Below are 18,357 nucleotides of genomic sequence, written 5' to 3' on the forward strand. Positions count from 1 at the left end.
AATGTATATGCCAGTTCTGGAAATAAATCTACGCAAGCTGGAAGAAAACGCCCGCACGGAAAAAGCTCTGCTGGCAAGTAGCGGTATTGACGTGATGGCTGTCAATAAAGTTTTTGACGGCTGCGTGGAAACCGCGCAGGCGGTGTTCAACGGCGGAATTACCGTTATCGCTGAATCACGAACCTATAATTTGAAAAAAATACGCGAGACAGGATGTACGACCTGCCTGTTACGCAGCCCGTGTCTGAGTGAAATCGAAGATGTGGTGCGCTACGCGGATATTAGTTTAAATAGCGAGCCGGTGGTATTACGGGCATTATCGCAAGAAGCCCAACGCCAGGGGAAAACGCATCAGGTATTACTGATGGTGGATATGGGCGATTTACGCGAGGGTATCTGGTTTGGTGAATATCAACGCATTCTTGAGACCGTGACTCTGATTACTGGTCTGCCCGGTCTGGAATTATATGGACTGGGCACCAACTTTAATTGTTACGGCACCGTGTTGCCAACGGTAAAAAATGGCGAGGATTTTCTGGCGCTGGCCGCCCGGCTGGAAGCCGACAGCGGTATTCCTGTCCGGCGGCTTTCTGCGGGAAACTGCACCAGCTATCACCTGCTGGATAAAGGTATCTGGCCGCAGGGGCTGAATCATCTGCGCATCGGCGGATTGCATGAATTCGGCATTGAATATGTGGACATGAAATACCTGAATGAATTTCACCACTCCGCAAAACCGGTCGATAAAGCCTGTTCCGATATGTATATCCTGGAAGCGGAAATCATCGAACTGAACAGTAAACCGACCGTCCCGTTCGGGGAGCTGGGCGTCGATGCCTTTTTGCAAAGTAAAACCTTTGTCGATCGTGGCATACGCCGACGCGCATTGCTGGCGTTTGGTCGCCAGGATGTGCCGTCGGATAACTGTGTGCCATGCGACGACGCTATCACTATCTTAGGGCAAACCAGCGATCATACGCTGGTGGATATTGAAGATTGTCGTCAGTCGCTAAAAGTAGGCGATGTGGTTCGCTTTGAGCTGGATTATACGGGCCTGTTAATGGCCTGCCAGACCAAAGGCGTCGCCTGGAGGTTTACGCGTTAACGCATAACCGCCGCGGCTATGTCGCGGCGGCATCTTTGGCCTCACACAAGACAGGGAGTAACGATGGATACCCTGCAACAACCACCGCCAGCAGAGCCCGAAGGCGGTCTGCGGCGTAACCTGAAGAAGCGGCATCTGCTAATGATGTCGTTGGGCGGCACGATTGGCACCGGCTTATTTATCGGCATTGCCGAACCGTTAAGCAGCGTCGGGCCGGCGGGAACCTTACTGGCCTATCTGTTTGCCGGAAGCATTATGCTGGCGACGATGATGTGTCTTGGCGAATTATCATGCGCCTTTCCTCACTCCGGTTCATTTCAACATTACGCGCTGATGTTTATGCCGTCACCTTGCTGGAGCTATACCATTGGCTGGCTTTACTGGTTTAGCTGGGTCTTTTCCCTGGCGGCCGACCTCACTGCCGCAGGGTTTATTGCTCACCAGTTTTTCCCCGCGGTTCCGGTATATATGTTCTGCCTGGCGATTCTGCTCATCCTGACGGCCATCAATCTCACCTCCGCAAAAAGTTTTGGCGAATGCGAATACTGGCTTTCGGCCATTAAGGTTTTCGCGATCGTGCTGTTTATCTGCGCGGGCGGGGTCATGATCTACTCCCTAATGGGCCATAGTGACTGGCACCCGACGTTAAAAACAGACGGAATGTGGTTTCCCCACGGTTGGGAGCAAATTGTGGTCTGTATGACGATCGTGATTTACTCCTTCCAGGGGGTGGAACTGGTCGGAAATGCGGCAGGGGAGACCGAGTCGCCGCACATTATTTTACCGAAGGTGATCCTGGGGATCGGTCTCAGAATCATTTTGTTTTACGGCCTGGCGATTGCGGTGCTGGCGCTGGTCTATCCGCATGAACTGACGCCAAATGGACAAAGTCCCTTTGTATGGGTATTCTCCCACGCGGGCATTCCGGGGGCGGATACGCTGATGACGCTGGTGATCTTTTCCGCCGCGGTTTCTGCCGCTAACTCGGCCATTTACGCCAGTTCGCGTATGCTGTGGTCTATGGCGGGCGATCGCTTTGCGCCAGCCTGCTTTGGTAAAACGAACGGCGGCGGCGTGCCGGTGTATGCTATTTTAATCACGGCCTTGCTGGCGTTGGTGTCGTTGCTGACCCGCTATATTCCCGCACAGCAATTTTATTTATATCTGATCGCCAGTACCGGGCAGGTGGGTTGCCTGGCATGGATAACCATCGGATGGTGCCAGTATCGTTTCCGACAATCGGTGCGTAATGGAACGTACGCCAGCGATTTGCTACGCTATCGATCGCCGCTTTTCCCCTGGACGGCCCGATTTGTCATTATCACCAATTTTGCCATTATGGTCGGCACCTGGTTTAGTGAGCAAGGGGTAGTGATAATGTTGGTTGAGCTGGCTTTTATGATAGGGATTCTTTTGTCATGGTATCTCTTCAGACCCACTTTGAGCCGATTACGTAACACAGTGGGATGAACGGCGCTCGTAAACGGTAAGAGAACATGAAACGACTCATTGTAGGAATTAGCGGCGCCAGCGGAGCGATTTATGGCGTGCGCTTATTACAAATTTTGCGCGATGTCGATAGCGTGGAAACGCATCTGGTGATGAGCCAGGCGGCCCGGCAAACGCTGGCGCTGGAGACCCATTTTTCGCTGCGCGAGGTGCAGGCGCTGGCCGATGTGACGCACGATGCGCGCGACATTGCCGCCAGCATTTCCTCGGGCTCTTACCCGACGGCGGGAATGGTTATCTTGCCCTGTTCGATTAAAACGCTGTCGGGGATTGTCCACAGTTATACTGACGGACTGCTTACCCGCGCGGCGGATGTGATATTAAAAGAGCGGCGACCTCTGGTGCTGTGTGTGCGCGAAACGCCGCTGCATATCGGGCATTTGCGTTTAATGACCCAGGCCGCTGAGATAGGCGCGGTGATTATGCCGCCGGTTCCGGCTTTTTATCACCTTCCTCAGACGTTAGATGATGTTATAAATCAAACGGTTAACCGAGTGTTGGATCAGTTTGGCATCCCCCTTCCGCACGACCTTTTTGTTCGCTGGCAGGGCGCATAGCGTTGTCTGTTTAGCGTGCATTATTGTCCCTGTTGCCCTGTTTCAGGGCAATTTTGTAACCGCGATCATATCCTCAACATTTAATTCGTTAAAAGCCGCCGAAACGCTGCGGTTCAACCGTCATACCTGCTATCTTCAACATCAGGACAATATTGCAACGTTTTATTAACAAATTTAACGTCGAATCGTTTTGCTGACGTGAAAATGGCATAAGACCTGCATGAAAAAGTCTGCAAACACACAACACCACGTAAAACATAAGAAAATGACGCCACTTGAGGGGTATGTATGAAGAAGACCGTTCTCGCTTTGTCTTTGCTGATAGGTCTGGGCGCGACGGCGGCCAGTTACGCCGCGCTCCCGCAAACGGTTCGTATTGGAACAGATACCACCTACGCGCCTTTCTCATCAAAAGATGCCAAAGGCGAGTTTATTGGCTTTGATATCGATCTCGGTAATGAAATGTGTAAGCGTATGCAGGTGAAATGTACCTGGGTCGCCAGCGACTTTGATGCGCTTATTCCCTCACTAAAAGCGAAAAAAATTGATGCCATTATTTCATCGCTCTCTATCACCGATAAACGCCAGCAAGAAATTGCGTTTTCCGACAAACTTTACGCGGCGGATTCACGTCTGATTGCGGCAAAAGGGTCTCCCATTCAGCCGACGCTGGAATCGCTGAAAGGCAAGCATGTCGGCGTGCTGCAAGGGTCCACGCAAGAGGCTTACGCCAATGATAACTGGCGCACTAAAGGTGTGGATGTGGTGGCTTATGCCAACCAGGATCTTATCTATTCCGATTTAACCGCCGGTCGCCTGGATGCTGCATTGCAGGATGAAGTCGCCGCCAGCGAAGGTTTCCTGAAGCAGCCAGCGGGCAAAGAGTATGCGTTTGCCGGTCCTTCCGTGAAGGATAAAAAATATTTTGGCGACGGGACGGGGGTTGGGCTGCGTAAAGACGATACCGAGCTAAAAGCCGCGTTTGATAAAGCGCTGACCGAACTGCGCCAGGACGGAACTTACGACAAAATGGCCAAAAAGTACTTCGATTTTAATGTCTACGGCGATTGAGGGAAGGGGATAACGCGCCGCGCTGGGGAACTATCACGGTGCAAAATAGATGTTTTGCACCTTTTTGGTGCATAAGCCGTTGCGGAACAGGCGCATAAATGCATACTTAATCGATTTTTATGCAAAATAAACCGGCTGACAAGGTAGAATGCTTTGCCTTGTCGGCCTGATTAATGGCACGATAGTCGCATCGGATCTGTAAAGATCTCCTGGAAAGACAGTCTGTTGAGGATAGTTATGAAAAAACTGGCGTTATCCCTTTCTCTGGTGCTGGCATTTTCCAGCGCTACCGCAGCATTTGCCGCTATTCCACAAAAGATTCGTATCGGTACCGATCCTACATACGCACCGTTTGAATCCAAAAATGCACAAGGTGAATTGGTCGGCTTTGATATCGATCTGGCCAAAGAGCTGTGCAAACGTATCAACACACAGTGTACGTTCGTGGAAAACCCGCTGGATGCGCTGATTCCGTCTTTAAAAGCGAAGAAAATTGATGCCATCATGTCCTCGCTGTCCATCACTGAAAAGCGCCAGCAGGAAATCGCGTTTACCGACAAGCTTTACGCCGCTGATTCCCGTCTGGTGGTGGCGAAGAACTCTGATATTCAGCCGACCATCGCGTCGCTGAAAGGCAAGCGCGTCGGCGTGCTACAGGGGACGACGCAGGAGACCTTCGGCAATGAGCACTGGGCGCCGAAAGGGATTGAGATCGTCTCTTACCAGGGGCAGGACAACATTTATTCCGATCTGACGGCTGGTCGTATTGATGCAGCGTTCCAGGACGAGGTCGCGGCCAGCGAAGGTTTCCTTAAACAGCCCGTCGGAAAAGACTATAAATTCGGCGGCCCGGCGGTGAAAGATGAGAAGTTATTCGGCGTAGGAACCGGTATGGGGCTGCGCAAAGAGGATAACGAGCTGCGCGAAGCGCTGAACAAAGCCTTTGCTGAAATGCGTGCTGACGGTACTTACGAAAAGCTGGCGAAAAAGTACTTTGATTTTGATGTTTATGGCGGTTAATCACCGTCGGTGCAGATAAAGCCCAAAGAATGTTGACTGTCTGCATTGCCTGATGGCGCTGCGCTTGTCAGGCCTACGGAGCATCGTAGGCCGGGCAAGGCACAGCCGCCATCCGGCGTGATGTGAGGCAAAAATGCAAAAGAGGCTTCTTACTTCACCACACACAACAGGACAGGCTGCATGTTGTACGGGTTTTCAGGCGTAATTTTACAGGGCGCGATCGTCACGCTGGAACTGGCGCTCAGTTCCGTGGTGCTGGCCGTGCTTATTGGTCTTGTCGGCGCGGGGGCGAAGCTTTCGCAAAACCGGGTAACGGGGCTTATTTTTGAAGGATACACCACCCTGATTCGCGGGGTGCCGGATCTGGTTTTAATGCTGCTGATATTTTACGGATTGCAAATCGCGCTTAACGTGGTGACCGATTCGCTGGGTATCGACCAGATAGATATTGATCCGATGGTGGCCGGTATTATCACCCTTGGTTTCATCTACGGCGCCTATTTTACCGAAACCTTTCGCGGCGCGTTTATGGCGGTGCCGAAAGGCCATATCGAGGCGGCGACGGCCTTTGGTTTTACCCACGGGCAAACCTTCCGGCGGATTATGTTCCCGGCGATGATGCGTTACGCCCTGCCGGGGATCGGCAATAACTGGCAGGTGATACTCAAAGCGACGGCGCTGGTGTCGCTGCTGGGCCTGGAAGATGTCGTCAAAGCCACGCAGCTTGCCGGTAAAAGCACCTGGGAGCCTTTCTATTTTGCCGTGGTCTGTGGACTTATCTACCTGGTATTTACCACCGTTTCCAATGGTGTGCTGCTCTTACTTGAGCGTCGCTATTCCGTGGGCGTGAAGAGGGCCGATTTGTGATTGAGATCATTCAGGAGTACTGGAAATCCCTGCTGTGGACGGATGGCTATCGTTTTACCGGCGTGGCGATTACGCTGTGGTTGTTAATTTCATCGGTGGTGATGGGCGGTCTTCTGGCGGTGATTCTGGCGGTAGGTCGCGTTTCCAGTAATAAATTCATCCGTTTTCCCATCTGGCTGTTCACGTATATTTTTCGCGGCACACCGCTGTACGTACAGCTACTGGTGTTCTATTCGGGGATGTATACGCTGGAGATAGTCAAAGGCACCGATCTTCTTAACGCGTTTTTCCGCAGCGGACTGAACTGTACCGTACTGGCGCTGACGCTGAATACCTGCGCGTATACCACGGAGATTTTCGCCGGGGCGATTCGCTCGGTGCCGCACGGTGAAATTGAAGCGGCACGGGCCTATGGCTTCTCGTCATTTAAAATGTATCGCTGCATTATTTTGCCGTCGGCATTACGCATCGCCTTGCCTGCCTACAGCAACGAAGTGATTTTAATGCTGCACTCTACGGCGCTGGCGTTTACCGCGACGGTGCCGGATTTGTTGAAAATCGCCCGCGATATTAACTCAGCGACTTACCAGCCGTTTACCGCGTTTGGCATTGCCGCCGTGTTGTATTTACTCATTTCGTATGTCCTGATAAGCCTGTTCCGTCGGGCGGAAAGACGCTGGTTGCAGCACGTGTCCTCTAAATAATTCGAGTAACATGATGTCAGAAAATAAATTACACGTTATCGATTTGCACAAACGCTACGGCGGTCATGAAGTGCTGAAAGGGGTATCGCTGCAGGCCCGCGCCGGAGATGTGATTAGCATCATCGGCTCGTCCGGCTCCGGTAAAAGCACTTTTTTGCGCTGTATTAACTTCCTCGAAAAACCGAGCGAAGGCGCGATTATCGTGAACGGTCAGAACATTAATCTGGTGCGCGACAAAGACGGGCAGCTCAAAGTGGCGGATAAAAATCAGCTACGCTTGTTGCGTACCCGCCTGACGATGGTGTTTCAGCACTTTAACCTCTGGAGCCACATGACGGTACTGGAAAATGTGATGGAAGCGCCGATTCAGGTACTGGGATTAAGCAAGCACGACGCGCGCGAGCGGGCGTTGAAATATCTGGCGAAGGTGGGGATTGATGAGCGCGCTCAGGGCAAATATCCCGTCCATCTCTCCGGCGGCCAACAGCAGCGCGTTTCTATTGCGCGCGCGCTGGCGATGGAACCTGACGTTTTACTGTTCGATGAACCCACATCGGCACTCGATCCTGAACTGGTCGGCGAAGTGTTGCGCATTATGCAACAACTGGCGGAAGAAGGCAAAACGATGGTGGTGGTCACGCATGAAATGGGCTTCGCCCGCCATGTCTCTTCGCACGTTATTTTTCTGCATCAGGGGAAAATTGAAGAAGAGGGCGATCCGGAGCAGGTGTTCGGCAATCCGCAAAGCCCGCGTTTACAGCAATTCCTGAAAGGCTCGCTGAAATAAAAGAAGCCCGGCGGCGCATCGCTTACCGGGCAGGATACGGCGCTTTGGGAACTAGCGAATCACATCCGCCAGCGCCTCTTCTAAATCATACCAGCGAAATGCGAATCCGGCGGCTTCAAGCCGTTTTGGCAGCGCCCGCTGTCCGCCCAGCACCAGCACTGACGACTCTCCCATCAATAAGCGAATTGCCGTCGCCGGAATGCGAATAATCGCCGGGCGGCGCAGCGCGCGACCCAGCGCATGAGCAAAATGCTCATTATGGACGGGATACGGCGAGACCATATTGAAGGGACCGCGAAGATCGTTATCCAGCAGCCACAGAATGCCGTTGACCATATCGTCGATGTGAATCCAGGCCAGATATTGTCGACCATTACCCACCGGACCGCCGAGTCCGAGGCGAAACGGCGGAACCATTTTCCCCAGAATCCCGCCTTGCGGCGCCAGGACAACGCCGGTACGCAGCAGGCAGACGCGGGTCTGGTCGCTCTGCGCACGACAGGCAATCTGTTCCCAGCGGGCGCAAAGTTTATGCGTAAATTCGTTGTGCGGCGGCTCATCTTCAGTGACGACAACGTCGCCCAGATCGCCGTAATAGCCCGTGGCGGAGCCGGATATCAACACCGAGGGCGGCGTAGCGCTGGCATGAATTAAATCCACCAACTTTTGCGTGATAGCCCAGCGGCTTTGGCACAACCGTTCTTTTTGTTGTGACGTCCAGCGCTTGTCGGCAATCGGTTCGCCCGCCAGATTGATGATGGCATCAATCTCATTGAGGTGCTCACGTTCCGCCAGCCCTTTCCATAATGTCACTCTGGAATCGAGAATCTGACGCGCGTTATCGGGATTGCGCGTAACGACCGTCACCTGGTGCCCCAGTGTTAACAGCCGGGGAATGAGATGACGCCCTATCAGGCCCGTACCGCCGGTAATCAGAATCTGCATATGACCTCCAGAGTAGGGAGGATTTCCTCTTCCCTAATGTCGGGTTTTTAATACGAATAAGGGTGCCGGACGCAGGTTTTTTCCGTGTATACACCTCTACATCATACATGATGTATGCTACCGCGTTACGCTTTCGTACTGTTACAGTGCAGTTGCGCTTGTAACAGTGCGCGCGCTGTCGCAGGACGCGTGCGAATGCGTTCAAACCAGTTATACACCGCCGGGTAGCTATCAAGATCGATTCGCTGACGCTGATGTGCGTTAACCCACGGCCAACTGGCGATATCCGCAATACTGTAGTGGTCGCCGCCCAGCCACGGGGAGGTTTCCAGGCGTTTATTCAGGACGTTGTATAAGCGTTGCGTTTCAACCTGATAGCGTTCAATTGCATAGGGGATGGCCTGCGGCGCAAAGTGGTTAAAGTGATGATTCTGGCCCAGCATCGGCCCTAACCCGCCGACCTGCCAGAACAGCCATTGCAGCGTGGTATGGCGTTCACGCAGCTCCCCGCTAAGCAGTTTGCCGCTTTTTTCCGCCAGGTAGAGAAGAATTTCGCCGGATTCAAAAAGACTAAGCGGTTGACCGCCGTCTGCCGGGGCGTGATCGACGATGGCAGGAATTTTATTATTGGGAGAGATAGCCAAAAAATCAGGGCGAAACTGATTGCCCTTGCTGATATCTACTTTTAGCAAACGATACGCCAGCTCCGCCTCTTCCAGAAACAGCGTTATTTTATGCCCGTTGGGCGTGGGGGCGTAGTAAAGGTCAATCATTTTGGCTCCTGCATGTGCGTAAAGAGTCTGGGCTGAATTAAGTATAGAAAGCCTCCTGATGTGTGTGAGTTTTCATCAGGTGACAGCAGGCGAAAGACGCTATATTTTGGGAAGAAACCTAATACGCCCTCAAGAGGACATTATGAGTAAGCCTGTTATTGTGCTGTGGTCGGATGCGAACTTTTTCTCTCCCTACGTCTTGTCCGCCTGGGTGGCATTACAAGAAAAAGGGCTTTCCTTTACTCTGAAAACTCGCGATCTGGACCAGGGAGAACATCTGCAACCTGGCTGGCGAGGATATGCGCTGACGCAGCGCGTACCGGTGCTTGAGGCCGACAATTTTGAGTTGAGCGAGTCGTCCGCTATTGCGGAATACCTGGAGGAGCGTTTCGCGCCGCCGCAGTGGGAGCGTATCTACCCGCACGATTTACAAAAACGCGCCCGCGCGCGACAGATTCAGGCGTGGCTACGCAGCGATTTACTGCCGCTTCGCGAAGAACGGCCTACCGACGTAGTGTTTGCCGGGGCGAAAAAAGCGCCGCTAAGCGAGGCTGGAAAAGCCAGCGCGGCAAAACTGTTTGCGACGGCTGAAGCGCTATTGGGGCAGGGGACGCAAAATTTATTTGGTGAATGGTGCATTGCCGATACCGATCTGGCATTGATGATCAATCGTCTGGCGCTGCATGGCGATGACGTGCCGGCGTCGCTGGCGGCATATGCGACATTCCAGTGGCAGCGTGCTTCCGTACAGCGTTTTATTGCGCTTTCCTCGAAGCGTTCAGGCTGAAAATCTATTCATATTCCAGTATCATAACGCCGTTTTTCACAACGAGGAGTGAGCGATGAAACTGATGTTCGCATCGGACATTCATGGTTCTTTACCCGCCACGGAACGCGTGCTTGAGCGGTTCGCGCAAAGCGGCGCGCGTTGGCTGGTGATATTAGGCGATGTCCTTAACCACGGGCCGCGAAATGCGCTGCCTGAAGGCTATGCGCCCGCCCAGGTCGCCGAACGCCTGAACGCGGTGGCGACGCAAATCATTGCCGTGCGCGGCAACTGCGATAGCGAAGTGGATCAGATGCTGCTGCATTTCCCGATCACTGCGCCGTGGCAGCAAATATTGACGCAAGAGAGGCGGCTATTTTTAACGCATGGGCACCTCTTCGGGCCGACGAATCTGCCCGCTCTGCATACTGGCGATGTGTTGGTCTATGGTCATACGCATCTGCCGGTGGCGCAACAGCAGGAAGGACTGTATCACTTTAACCCTGGGTCAGTGAGCATCCCGAAAGGCGGGTATGCGGCAAGCTACGGTATTCTGGATGATAATGTGTTGAGCGTAATCGCACTCAATGATCAAAGTATCATTGCGCAGGTTGCAATTAACTCGTAATTTACCTCACAAACGTAAATGCGCCGTAAGAGCGCCAGAAATAAGAAGGTTTCCTGATGGTGGAACAGCGTCGTTTGGCAAGTACGGAATGGGTGGATATTGTGAATGAAGACAATGAAGTCATTGCACAGTCCAGCCGGGAACAGATGCGTGCGCAACGCTTACGGCATCGTGCGACGTATATCGTCGTTCATGATGGTATGGGTAAAATTCTGGTGCAGCGTCGTACCGAAACAAAAGATTTTTTGCCCGGTATGTTAGATGCTACCGCAGGCGGCGTGGTCCAGGCTGATGAGCAGCTACTGGAATCTGCCCGCCGCGAAGCGGAAGAAGAGTTGGGTATTGCAGGCGTGCCGTTTGCCGAACACGGTCTGTTTTACTTTGAAGACCAACATTGCCGGGTTTGGGGCGCGCTGTTTAGCTGCGTTTCCCACGGGCCTTTCGCGCTTCAGGAAGATGAAGTCAGCGAAGTGTGTTGGCTGACTCCGGAGGAGATCACCGCGCGCTGTGATGAGTTTACGCCAGATTCGCTCAAAGCGCTGGCGCTGTGGATGACCCGCAACGCCAAAAACGAAGCCGCGCTCCAGGAGAAACCGGAAGAGACGGAATAAGCGTTTTAGCAGCTTTCCCGCATACATAAACTGGAGGCGATGGATTTCCGATCGCTCCAGTTTCCCTGATTTAACCTTTCCAACAGCGCCCGTCCGGCTTCACTGCCAATCTTACGGTGCGGTACGGCCATGGTGGTTAACGGCGGCTGGCAGACCTGGCTGACATCGCTATCGCCAAACCCGACCACCGCTAAATCGTCCGGAACTTTGATCCGCCGTCGTTGGCACTCGTATAACGCGCCGCAGGCCAGCTCATCCGATACGCATACCAGCGCGTCCAGCTCCGGCCACGCCAGTAAAAACTCCGGCAGTTGCGACGCACCGGTAGAAAAATTGGGTGGCAAGGCGGCATTAATCACCCGGTTTGGCGACATATGGTGGCGAAGCATCGCTTTGTACCAGCCGTGCAGATGTTGCTGAAAAATCCACTGCTCCTGATTGGCGCATAGTAGCCCGATATTCTGATAACCGCGCTGAATCAGCATTTCCGTCAGCTCATACATTGCCGCAACGTTATCAATACCGATATTCATATCAATAGGATCGCTGCGAATCGCGCCCATCTCCATCACCGGGATAGAGGCATTTTTTAGCCACTGGCGCACGGTAGTGCTATGTTCGACGCTAAGCAGAATCGCCGCGGCAATGTTAGAGGCCAGCAGCGTTTCGAGCAGCTTCTCCTCTTGTTCCACGCGATGCTGCGATTCCGCCAGCATAATCTGGTAGCCAGCGGGCTGTAAAATTTGTTGCAGCCCGGCGAACATTTCAGAACACCCCGCTTCCGCAAGGTTCGGTACGACCATCGCGATGGTGTGCGAGGAGGCAGACGCCAGCGCGCTGGCGGCGAGATTAGGCATATAGCCCAGCTCATGCACTGCCGCTTCGATTTTTTCCCGGAGTTTATCAGAGACCTGTTCCGGCGTGCGTAAGGCTCGTGATACGGTCATCGTGCCTACACCGGCAAGTTGGGCTACATCGGCGATAGTCACTTTACCGGTACTGCGCCGTTTACGGGGTATCGACATACAAATTCCTGCGTCATTACAACATGTTGAGATGCTTTTTTATTGTCGTTCTTTGCTTCGCATGACTGGCAGTATACGCCTTAAATCCGCTTTTTTGCTGTGATTTCACACCATGATTTTAATTTGATAGCGCTATCACAATTCTGAGTAATAGTCGCTGGTAGCGCTATCTTTGTGATAACGATCGCAGCTAATATCGAATGGCTTGAATAAAGTTTGTTCATAATTTCATACACCGTGGGGGCGAATAACATGCTGGGAACCTGGTTATCTGACGCAACCATCACGCTACAGGAGAGCGTGGAAACGTGGCCGCAGGCGCTGGAAATTTGCGGCAAACCCCTGCTGGACGCAGGTGTTATCGCACCGGAATACCTTACGGCGATTGTTCAGCAGCACCAAAAGCTTGGGCCGTATTATGTATTAGCGCCAGGGTTAGCGATGCCGCATGCGAGGCCGGAAGAGGGGGCGAAAGGGTTAGGTTTATCGTTACTGAAACTACAGCGCGGCGTTTCATTTGGCGCAGACGAATTTGATCCGGTTGACATCATTATTATGCTGGCGGCGCCTGATAAGCACAGTCATATCGAAATGATATCGGCGCTGGCGGAATTATTTTCCAGTGATGTAGATATGGAAAAATTACATCAGGCAAAAAACCTGGAGGACATTAAAACGATTATTGACCGTTTCTGATTTTATTCCATTTTCTTGCGGTAAATAACATTGCGCCCGTGCGTGATGCAGACCAACTCTACTTTTAAAAGGTGACAATAATGAAAATCATGGCAATTTGCGGTTCCGGCCTGGGTAGTAGTTTTATGGTAGAAATGAACATTAAAAAAGTATTAAAGAAACTCAATATTGACGCCGAGGTGGAACACTCCGATCTCTCATCGGCCACGCCCGGGGCTGCCGATCTTTTTGTAATGGCCAAAGATATCGCGGCCAGCGCCAGCGTACCGGAAAGCCAACTGGTGGTGATCAATAACATCATCGACATCAACGAACTGGAAACGCAGCTGCGCGCATGGTTCGCTAAACAATAATTATTGCTGGCGAGGTGGATATGTTTATCCTTGAAACGCTGAATTTTGTTGTTGATATTTTAAAAGTGCCCTCGGTGCTTGTAGGGTTAATTGCGCTGATTGGTCTGGTGGCGCAGAAAAAAGCGTTTTCCGATGTGGTAAAAGGCACGATTAAAACCATTTTAGGTTTTATTGTGCTTGGTGGTGGCGCAACTGTACTGGTAGGTTCATTAAATCCGCTAGGGGGTATGTTTGAACACGCTTTTAATATTCAGGGCATTATTCCTAATAATGAAGCGATAGTCTCAATCGCACTGGAAAAATATGGCGCGTCCACGGCGTTAATTATGGCATTTGGTATGGTGGCCAATATTGTCGTGGCGCGCTTTACGCGTCTTAAATATATCTTTTTGACCGGGCATCACACCTTTTACATGGCCTGTATGATTGGCGTAATCCTGACCGTGGCGGGGTTTGAGGGCGTAGGGCTGGTCTTCACCGGATCGCTGATCCTGGGGCTGGTGATGGCCTTCTTCCCGGCGTTGGCCCAACGTTATATGAGGCGGATTACCGGTACCGATGACATTGCGTTTGGTCACTTCGGTACCCTGGGATATGTGCTTTCCGGCTGGATTGGCAGCCTGTGTGGTAAAGGCTCCCGCTCCACGGAAGAGATGAACCTGCCGAAAAACCTCAGTTTTTTACGCGACAGTTCTATCTCGATTTCGCTGACCATGATGATTATCTATCTGAGCATGGCAGTCAGCGCAGGGCGTGAGTATGTCGAAGCGACGTTTAGCGGCGGGCAAAACTATCTGGTGTACGCCATCATCATGGCAATCACCTTCGCCGCCGGCGTGTTCATCATTCTGCAAGGCGTCCGTCTGATTCTGGCGGAAATTGTTCCGGCCTTTACCGGCTTTTCAGAAAAACTGGTGCCAAACGCGCGTCCGGCGCTGGACTGCCCGGTGGTGTATCCCTATGCCCCTAACGCGGTACTGATTGGCTTCCTGTTCAGTTTTCTCGGCGGGCTGGTGGGGCTGTTCCTGCTTGGACAGATGAAGCTTGTGTTAATCCTGCCAGGCGTTGTGCCGCACTTCTTTACCGGCGCGACCGCAGGCGTCTTTGGCAATGCCACCGGCGGTCGCCGCGGGGCGATGATCGGCGCATTTGCTAATGGTCTATTAATCACTTTCCTGCCAGTGCTGTTACTGCCGGTTCTCGGCGCGATCGGCTTCGCCAATACCACGTTCTCGGATGCTGACTTTGGCGTAATCGGTATTTTGCTGGGCAACCTGGCGCGTTATCTGTCGCCGATGGCTATCACGGGGCTGGTGGTGGCGCTATTCGCGCTACTGGTGGCGTACAACGTGTTGGCCAAAAACAAAAAAGCGACTGCCGAAGTGCAGGAAAATAGCGGAGCGAAAGAATGAACGTAACCGAAATCACCCAACTGGCGCGCGATATTCGCGTCGCCACGCTCAAATCCTTAAACCATCTTGGCTTTGGTCACTATGGCGGCAGCATGTCGGTAGTGGAGACTCTGGCGGTTCTGTACGGCGCGGTGATGAAAATCGACCCTGCCGACCCGGACTGGCCGGAACGCGATTACTTCGTACTGTCGAAAGGCCATGCGGGCCCCGCGTTGTACAGTACCCTGGCGATTAAAGGCTATTTCCCGCGCGAAGAGCTGAATACGCTTAACCAGAACGGCACCCGTCTTCCCAGCCATCCGGATCGGCTAAAAACGCGCGGCGTGGACGCCACGACCGGCTCACTGGGACAGGGCATCTCTATTGCGGGCGGAATGGCGTTGTCGCATAAACTGGCGCGGCGACCCAACCGGGTATTTTGCATTGTCGGCGATGGCGAGCTCAATGAAGGGCAGTGCTGGGAGGCGTTTCAGTTTATTGCCCACCACCGCCTGAATAATCTGACCGTTTTCATTGACTGGAATAAACAGCAGCTTGACGGCGAGCTGGAGGAGATTATCAATCCATTCGATCTGGAAGGGAAATTCCGTGCGTTTGGTTTCGATGTCGTCACCGTCAAAGGCGATGATATCGCCGGACTACTGGCGGTGGTTCAGCCTGTGCCGCCCGCCGATGCCCAGCCACGGGTTGTGATCCTTGACAGCATTAAAGGGCAGGGGGTGCCATGCCTGGAGCAGTTAACGAATTCTCACCACTTACGCCTGACGGATGGCATGAAGCAGACGCTCAATGAGGCCATTCATCAACTGGAGGTCATGCATGATTAAGCTTGCGCCCGCAGGGCTTAAAGACGATATCGAAATGCGCAAAGTTTACGCCGGTTTTGTCGCCGGGCAGATTGAGGCTGGAAGCCCAATTATTGCGCTTGAGGCTGATTTAATGAGCTCAATGGCGATGGACAGCGTGGCGCGTGACTACCCGCAGCATGTCATTAACTGCGGTATTATGGAGGCGAATGTGATTGGCACTGCGGCGGGGCTGGCGCTGACCGGTCGTAAACCGTTTGTGCATACCTTTACCGCTTTTGCCAGCCGTCGCTGTTTTGATCAGCTCTTTATGGCGCTGGATTATCAGCGTAACAACGTCAAAGTGATCGCTTCCGATGCCGGAGTGACGGCGTGCCATAATGGCGGCACCCATATGTCTTTTGAAGATATGGGGATTGTTCGCGGGCTGGCGCACTCCGTAGTACTGGAGGTGACGGATGCGGTGATGTTCGCGGATATTTTACGCCAGCTAATGGACCTGGACGGTTTTTACTGGCTGCGTACCATCCGTAAGCAGGCGACGAGTATCTATGCGCCAGGCTCTACCTTTACCATTGGCAAGGGCAACGTACTGCGCGAGGGCGATGATATTACGCTTATCGCCAACGGCATTATGGTGGCGGAGGCGCTGGAGGCGGCGCGCCAACTGGAGCAGGAAGGCGTGAGCGCCGCAGTCATTGATATGTTCACCTTAAAGCCTATCGATCGCATGTTGGTGAAAAACTACGCGGAAAAAACGCGGCGTATCGTCACGTGTGAAAACCACAGCATCCATAATGGACTAGGGTCAGCGGTGGCGGAAGTGCTGGTGGAAAACTGCCCGGTGCCGATGCGCCGTGTTGGCGTCAAAGAGCGTTATGGGCAGGTAGGAACGCAGGATTTCTTACAACAAGAGTACGGACTCACCGCCGAAGCGATTGTAGAAGCCGCGAAATCACTGCTTTAATCATGGAGATATTGCCGGATGGCGCTGATGCTCATCCGGCATTTTGGATCAATGATATCCCATCATCTGCGCGCCAATGACGACCACGCTGGACATAATAAACAGTAGTCCCAGCAGCGACGCCCCCACTTTCAGCCAGTTGCGAAAATCGACCCGGCACACACCCAGCGTGGCCATCAGCGAGGCCGATGTCGGATAGATAATATGGCTGAAGCCATCGCCAAACTGGAAGGCCAGAACAGTCACCTGACGGTTAACGCCGACCAGATCGCCGAGCGGCGCCAGTAATGGCATGGTTAACGCCGCCTGACCCGAACCGGACGTGACAAAGAAATTAAATACCGCCTGGAAGAGCAGCATAAACCAGGCGGCGATAGCATTATTAAGCCCGCTGATGCCATGCGCGATACTGTTAAGCAGCGTATTGAGCACGCTGGGTTCCCCGGCTTCGCCGTTGCCGACCAGCAGCAGAATGCCTTTGGCAAAACCCACCAGCAAGGCGGGCGCGATCATCATCCTCGCCCCTTCGGTGAATGAGGACGCCATCACGTTGATCGTCATACCGTTGAGTCGGAAGATAACGCCGATGAGGCCGATCACCACGCCCATGGTGAAAAACTGGCTGGCGATCTCCGGAATAAACCAGGCGTGGACAATCACGCCCCAGACGACCCAAATCATTACGCCGGTCAGGACCAGCAGTACCAGCCAGTCACCGAAGGTGAAAGGGCGCTGGACGACTTCATCCTGCTGTTCGCGGAAATAGCGATCGGATTCGTGGACGCGGGACAGCAGCGGATTCTTTTTCACGCGTGAGGCGTAGACCAGCGTAAAAACCAGCCCAATCAGCGTGGCGACAATCCAGACCACAATACGCAGCCCGGAGCCGGAAAGTACCGGCACGCCGGCAATCCCCTGGGCGACGACTACGCAGAAAGGGTTCATCCACGAACTGGCAAAGCCAATTTGGGTGGCGATATAGGTCACCAGGACGGTGGTAATGCTGTCATAGCCCAGCCTGACCATCAGCGGGGCTATGATAATTGCAAAGGCGACCGCCTCTTCGCCCATGCCAAATACGGCGCCCCCTAACGAAAAGAGGACAAATAGCACCGGAATAAACAGGACTTCGTTGCCCCGCGTGTGGCGAATAAGCGCCAGAATGCCGTTATCCACGGTGCCGGTACGCATCACGATGCCGAATGCGCCGCCAATCACCAACATAAACATAATGATGCCGACGGCAGTGCCGAATTTCGATCCGGATGTTAACCCTTCAAACGGAAAATTCATCAGCCCTGGTCTTTCATCGCCGGTAGTGAAAAATTGTACGCGATGATACTGCGCTTCCCCGGCCTCATTGGTCACAATGCGAAAAGAGTGCGGGTCGACGACTTTGCGGGTTTTTGTCTGACCATCGACCTGATACTGCACTTCCTGGCTATCAAACATCCCAACGGGGACGACCCAGGTGGCGATACTGGTTAAAATGGCGACAAAAAAGATGATGACCAGCGTATCGGGCATTGCCCATTTTCTGGCTGTTTTTGATTCTGTAACGACAGACATGACAGACTATCCCTGTTGCAAAGCAAAGAGGCTAAGTATGAGAAGAAGGGAATAGTTATTCATTGATGCAGCGCAGTTAAGCAAAAAATTCCGCTTTGCAGGGTAAATAGTAGAATGCCGGATGGCGGCGTGAACGCCTTGTCCGGCCTACAACGGTATCTCACCTGTAGGCCTGTCTCTTATACA

General features: G+C 53.0%; 20 protein-coding genes. 16 read left to right on the top strand and 4 right to left on the bottom strand.

Features of this window, described 5'->3' with window-relative positions; all coding sequences use genetic code 11:
• Position 1: 1 nt before the first annotated feature.
• From ACLJNW_RS22005 to hisP, 8 genes are all read left to right on the top strand, one after another.
• Complete coding sequence (locus ACLJNW_RS22005) at positions 2 to 1,105, top strand: alanine/ornithine racemase family PLP-dependent enzyme (RefSeq protein WP_001522488.1); 1,104 nt, start codon at positions 2 to 4, stop codon at positions 1,103 to 1,105.
• Between the two features lie 63 nt (positions 1,106 to 1,168).
• A complete protein-coding gene (locus tag ACLJNW_RS22010) occupies positions 1,169 to 2,575 on the top strand; it encodes an amino acid permease (protein ID WP_000380346.1) in 1,407 nt (468 codons plus the stop codon).
• A gap of 26 nt (positions 2,576 to 2,601) precedes the next feature.
• Positions 2,602 to 3,171, top strand: coding sequence for a UbiX family flavin prenyltransferase (locus ACLJNW_RS22015; protein ID WP_000825683.1), 570 nt, complete (start codon positions 2,602 to 2,604; stop codon positions 3,169 to 3,171).
• 288 nt (positions 3,172 to 3,459) lie between these two features.
• On the top strand, positions 3,460 to 4,242 hold the full coding sequence (argT, locus tag ACLJNW_RS22020) for a lysine/arginine/ornithine ABC transporter substrate-binding protein ArgT (RefSeq protein WP_000754423.1): 783 nt from the start codon (positions 3,460 to 3,462) through the stop codon (positions 4,240 to 4,242).
• Between the two features lie 237 nt (positions 4,243 to 4,479).
• On the top strand, positions 4,480 to 5,262 hold the full coding sequence (hisJ, locus tag ACLJNW_RS22025; protein ID WP_000731865.1) for a histidine ABC transporter substrate-binding protein HisJ: 783 nt from the start codon (positions 4,480 to 4,482) through the stop codon (positions 5,260 to 5,262).
• Positions 5,263 to 5,442: 180 nt separating this feature from the next.
• Complete coding sequence (locus ACLJNW_RS22030) at positions 5,443 to 6,129, top strand: histidine ABC transporter permease HisQ (protein ID WP_000965498.1); 687 nt, start codon at positions 5,443 to 5,445, stop codon at positions 6,127 to 6,129.
• Positions 6,126 to 6,833: a histidine ABC transporter permease HisM gene (gene hisM, locus ACLJNW_RS22035; RefSeq protein WP_000569771.1), complete on the top strand. Its 708-nt coding sequence runs from the start codon at positions 6,126 to 6,128 to the stop codon at positions 6,831 to 6,833. Before ACLJNW_RS22030 ends, hisM begins: the two co-directional genes overlap by 4 nt.
• Positions 6,834 to 6,846: 13 nt before the next feature.
• On the top strand, positions 6,847 to 7,620 hold the full coding sequence (gene hisP, locus ACLJNW_RS22040; RefSeq protein WP_001293591.1) for a histidine ABC transporter ATP-binding protein HisP: 774 nt from the start codon (positions 6,847 to 6,849) through the stop codon (positions 7,618 to 7,620).
• Positions 7,621 to 7,671: 51 nt separating this feature from the next.
• On the opposite strand, the gene ACLJNW_RS22045 is transcribed toward hisP, so the two are convergent.
• Together ACLJNW_RS22045 and yfcG are read right to left on the bottom strand one after the other, a co-directional pair.
• Positions 7,672 to 8,565 (bottom strand): TIGR01777 family oxidoreductase, encoded by an 894-nt coding sequence (locus tag ACLJNW_RS22045; RefSeq protein ID WP_001166274.1) that lies wholly within the window; start codon positions 8,563 to 8,565, stop codon positions 7,672 to 7,674.
• A 125-nt stretch (positions 8,566 to 8,690) separates the two neighbouring features.
• Positions 8,691 to 9,338 carry a GSH-dependent disulfide bond oxidoreductase gene (gene yfcG / locus ACLJNW_RS22050; protein ID WP_000566561.1) on the bottom strand — a complete coding sequence of 216 codons (648 nt, stop codon included), beginning with the start codon at positions 9,336 to 9,338 and terminating at the stop codon, positions 8,691 to 8,693.
• Between the two features lie 142 nt (positions 9,339 to 9,480).
• Between yfcG and yfcF the strand changes: the two genes are divergently transcribed.
• The 3 genes from yfcF to yfcD are packed head-to-tail and all read left to right on the top strand — an operon-like array spanning position 9,481 to position 11,343.
• Positions 9,481 to 10,125, top strand: coding sequence for a glutathione transferase (gene yfcF / locus ACLJNW_RS22055; RefSeq protein ID WP_000043010.1), 645 nt, complete (start codon positions 9,481 to 9,483; stop codon positions 10,123 to 10,125).
• A 55-nt stretch (positions 10,126 to 10,180) separates the two neighbouring features.
• Positions 10,181 to 10,732: a phosphodiesterase gene (gene yfcE, locus ACLJNW_RS22060; RefSeq protein ID WP_000772458.1), complete on the top strand. Its 552-nt coding sequence runs from the start codon at positions 10,181 to 10,183 to the stop codon at positions 10,730 to 10,732.
• 56 nt (positions 10,733 to 10,788) lie between these two features.
• A complete protein-coding gene (yfcD, locus tag ACLJNW_RS22065; RefSeq protein ID WP_000230215.1) occupies positions 10,789 to 11,343 on the top strand; it encodes an NUDIX hydrolase YfcD in 555 nt (184 codons plus the stop codon).
• A gap of 5 nt (positions 11,344 to 11,348) precedes the next feature.
• On the opposite strand, the gene ACLJNW_RS22070 is transcribed toward yfcD, so the two are convergent.
• A complete protein-coding gene (locus ACLJNW_RS22070) occupies positions 11,349 to 12,368 on the bottom strand; it encodes a LacI family DNA-binding transcriptional regulator (RefSeq protein WP_024154772.1) in 1,020 nt (339 codons plus the stop codon).
• 252 nt (positions 12,369 to 12,620) lie between these two features.
• Here ACLJNW_RS22070 and ACLJNW_RS22075 point away from each other — a divergent pair, with 252 nt between their 5' ends.
• The 5 genes from ACLJNW_RS22075 (at position 12,621) to ACLJNW_RS22095 (ending at position 16,602) form a co-directional block, all read left to right on the top strand.
• Positions 12,621 to 13,064 carry a PTS sugar transporter subunit IIA gene (locus ACLJNW_RS22075; RefSeq protein WP_000901813.1) on the top strand — a complete coding sequence of 148 codons (444 nt, stop codon included), beginning with the start codon at positions 12,621 to 12,623 and terminating at the stop codon, positions 13,062 to 13,064.
• An 80-nt stretch (positions 13,065 to 13,144) separates the two neighbouring features.
• Entirely contained in the window at positions 13,145 to 13,417 is a 273-nt protein-coding gene (locus tag ACLJNW_RS22080; protein WP_000699818.1) for a PTS sugar transporter subunit IIB, read from the top strand.
• 20 nt (positions 13,418 to 13,437) lie between these two features.
• Complete coding sequence (locus ACLJNW_RS22085; RefSeq protein WP_024154771.1) at positions 13,438 to 14,829, top strand: PTS ascorbate transporter subunit IIC; 1,392 nt, start codon at positions 13,438 to 13,440, stop codon at positions 14,827 to 14,829.
• Positions 14,826 to 15,656: a transketolase gene (locus ACLJNW_RS22090; RefSeq protein WP_001103265.1), complete on the top strand. Its 831-nt coding sequence runs from the start codon at positions 14,826 to 14,828 to the stop codon at positions 15,654 to 15,656. Before ACLJNW_RS22085 ends, ACLJNW_RS22090 begins: the two co-directional genes overlap by 4 nt.
• Entirely contained in the window at positions 15,649 to 16,602 is a 954-nt protein-coding gene (locus ACLJNW_RS22095) for a transketolase family protein (RefSeq protein WP_000593035.1), read from the top strand. The genes ACLJNW_RS22090 and ACLJNW_RS22095 overlap by 8 nt, the downstream gene beginning before the upstream one ends.
• Positions 16,603 to 16,650: 48 nt before the next feature.
• Here the strand turns inward: ACLJNW_RS22095 and yfcC are convergent, their stop codons facing one another.
• Positions 16,651 to 18,171, bottom strand: coding sequence for a putative basic amino acid antiporter YfcC (yfcC, locus tag ACLJNW_RS22100; protein WP_000117931.1), 1,521 nt, complete (start codon positions 18,169 to 18,171; stop codon positions 16,651 to 16,653).
• Positions 18,172 to 18,357 lie beyond the last annotated feature (186 nt).

This window comes from Salmonella sp. SAL4457 (assembly GCF_046548235.1).
Classification (GTDB): domain Bacteria; phylum Pseudomonadota; class Gammaproteobacteria; order Enterobacterales; family Enterobacteriaceae; genus Salmonella; species Salmonella enterica.

What these genes read in the sequence shown, in the direction of transcription:
- ACLJNW_RS22005 (WP_001522488.1), top strand. Translation starts at nt 2, where the DNA reads ATGTATATGCCAGTTCTGGAAATAAATCTACGCAAGCTGGAAGAAAAC.
- ACLJNW_RS22010 (WP_000380346.1), top strand. Translation starts at nt 1,169, where the DNA reads ATGGATACCCTGCAACAACCACCGCCAGCAGAGCCCGAAGGCGGTCTG.
- ACLJNW_RS22015 (WP_000825683.1), top strand. Translation starts at nt 2,602, where the DNA reads ATGAAACGACTCATTGTAGGAATTAGCGGCGCCAGCGGAGCGATTTAT.
- argT (WP_000754423.1), top strand. Translation starts at nt 3,460, where the DNA reads ATGAAGAAGACCGTTCTCGCTTTGTCTTTGCTGATAGGTCTGGGCGCG.
- hisJ (WP_000731865.1), top strand. Translation starts at nt 4,480, where the DNA reads ATGAAAAAACTGGCGTTATCCCTTTCTCTGGTGCTGGCATTTTCCAGC.
- ACLJNW_RS22030 (WP_000965498.1), top strand. Translation starts at nt 5,443, where the DNA reads ATGTTGTACGGGTTTTCAGGCGTAATTTTACAGGGCGCGATCGTCACG.
- hisP (WP_001293591.1), top strand. Translation starts at nt 6,847, where the DNA reads ATGTCAGAAAATAAATTACACGTTATCGATTTGCACAAACGCTACGGC.
- ACLJNW_RS22045 (WP_001166274.1), bottom strand. Translation starts at nt 8,565, where the DNA reads ATGCAGATTCTGATTACCGGCGGTACGGGCCTGATAGGGCGTCATCTC.
- yfcG (WP_000566561.1), bottom strand. Translation starts at nt 9,338, where the DNA reads ATGATTGACCTTTACTACGCCCCCACGCCCAACGGGCATAAAATAACG.
- yfcF (WP_000043010.1), top strand. Translation starts at nt 9,481, where the DNA reads ATGAGTAAGCCTGTTATTGTGCTGTGGTCGGATGCGAACTTTTTCTCT.
- yfcE (WP_000772458.1), top strand. Translation starts at nt 10,181, where the DNA reads ATGAAACTGATGTTCGCATCGGACATTCATGGTTCTTTACCCGCCACG.
- yfcD (WP_000230215.1), top strand. Translation starts at nt 10,789, where the DNA reads ATGGTGGAACAGCGTCGTTTGGCAAGTACGGAATGGGTGGATATTGTG.
- ACLJNW_RS22070 (WP_024154772.1), bottom strand. Translation starts at nt 12,368, where the DNA reads ATGTCGATACCCCGTAAACGGCGCAGTACCGGTAAAGTGACTATCGCC.
- ACLJNW_RS22075 (WP_000901813.1), top strand. Translation starts at nt 12,621, where the DNA reads ATGCTGGGAACCTGGTTATCTGACGCAACCATCACGCTACAGGAGAGC.
- ACLJNW_RS22080 (WP_000699818.1), top strand. Translation starts at nt 13,145, where the DNA reads ATGAAAATCATGGCAATTTGCGGTTCCGGCCTGGGTAGTAGTTTTATG.
- ACLJNW_RS22085 (WP_024154771.1), top strand. Translation starts at nt 13,438, where the DNA reads ATGTTTATCCTTGAAACGCTGAATTTTGTTGTTGATATTTTAAAAGTG.
- ACLJNW_RS22090 (WP_001103265.1), top strand. Translation starts at nt 14,826, where the DNA reads ATGAACGTAACCGAAATCACCCAACTGGCGCGCGATATTCGCGTCGCC.
- ACLJNW_RS22095 (WP_000593035.1), top strand. Translation starts at nt 15,649, where the DNA reads ATGATTAAGCTTGCGCCCGCAGGGCTTAAAGACGATATCGAAATGCGC.
- yfcC (WP_000117931.1), bottom strand. Translation starts at nt 18,171, where the DNA reads ATGTCTGTCGTTACAGAATCAAAAACAGCCAGAAAATGGGCAATGCCC.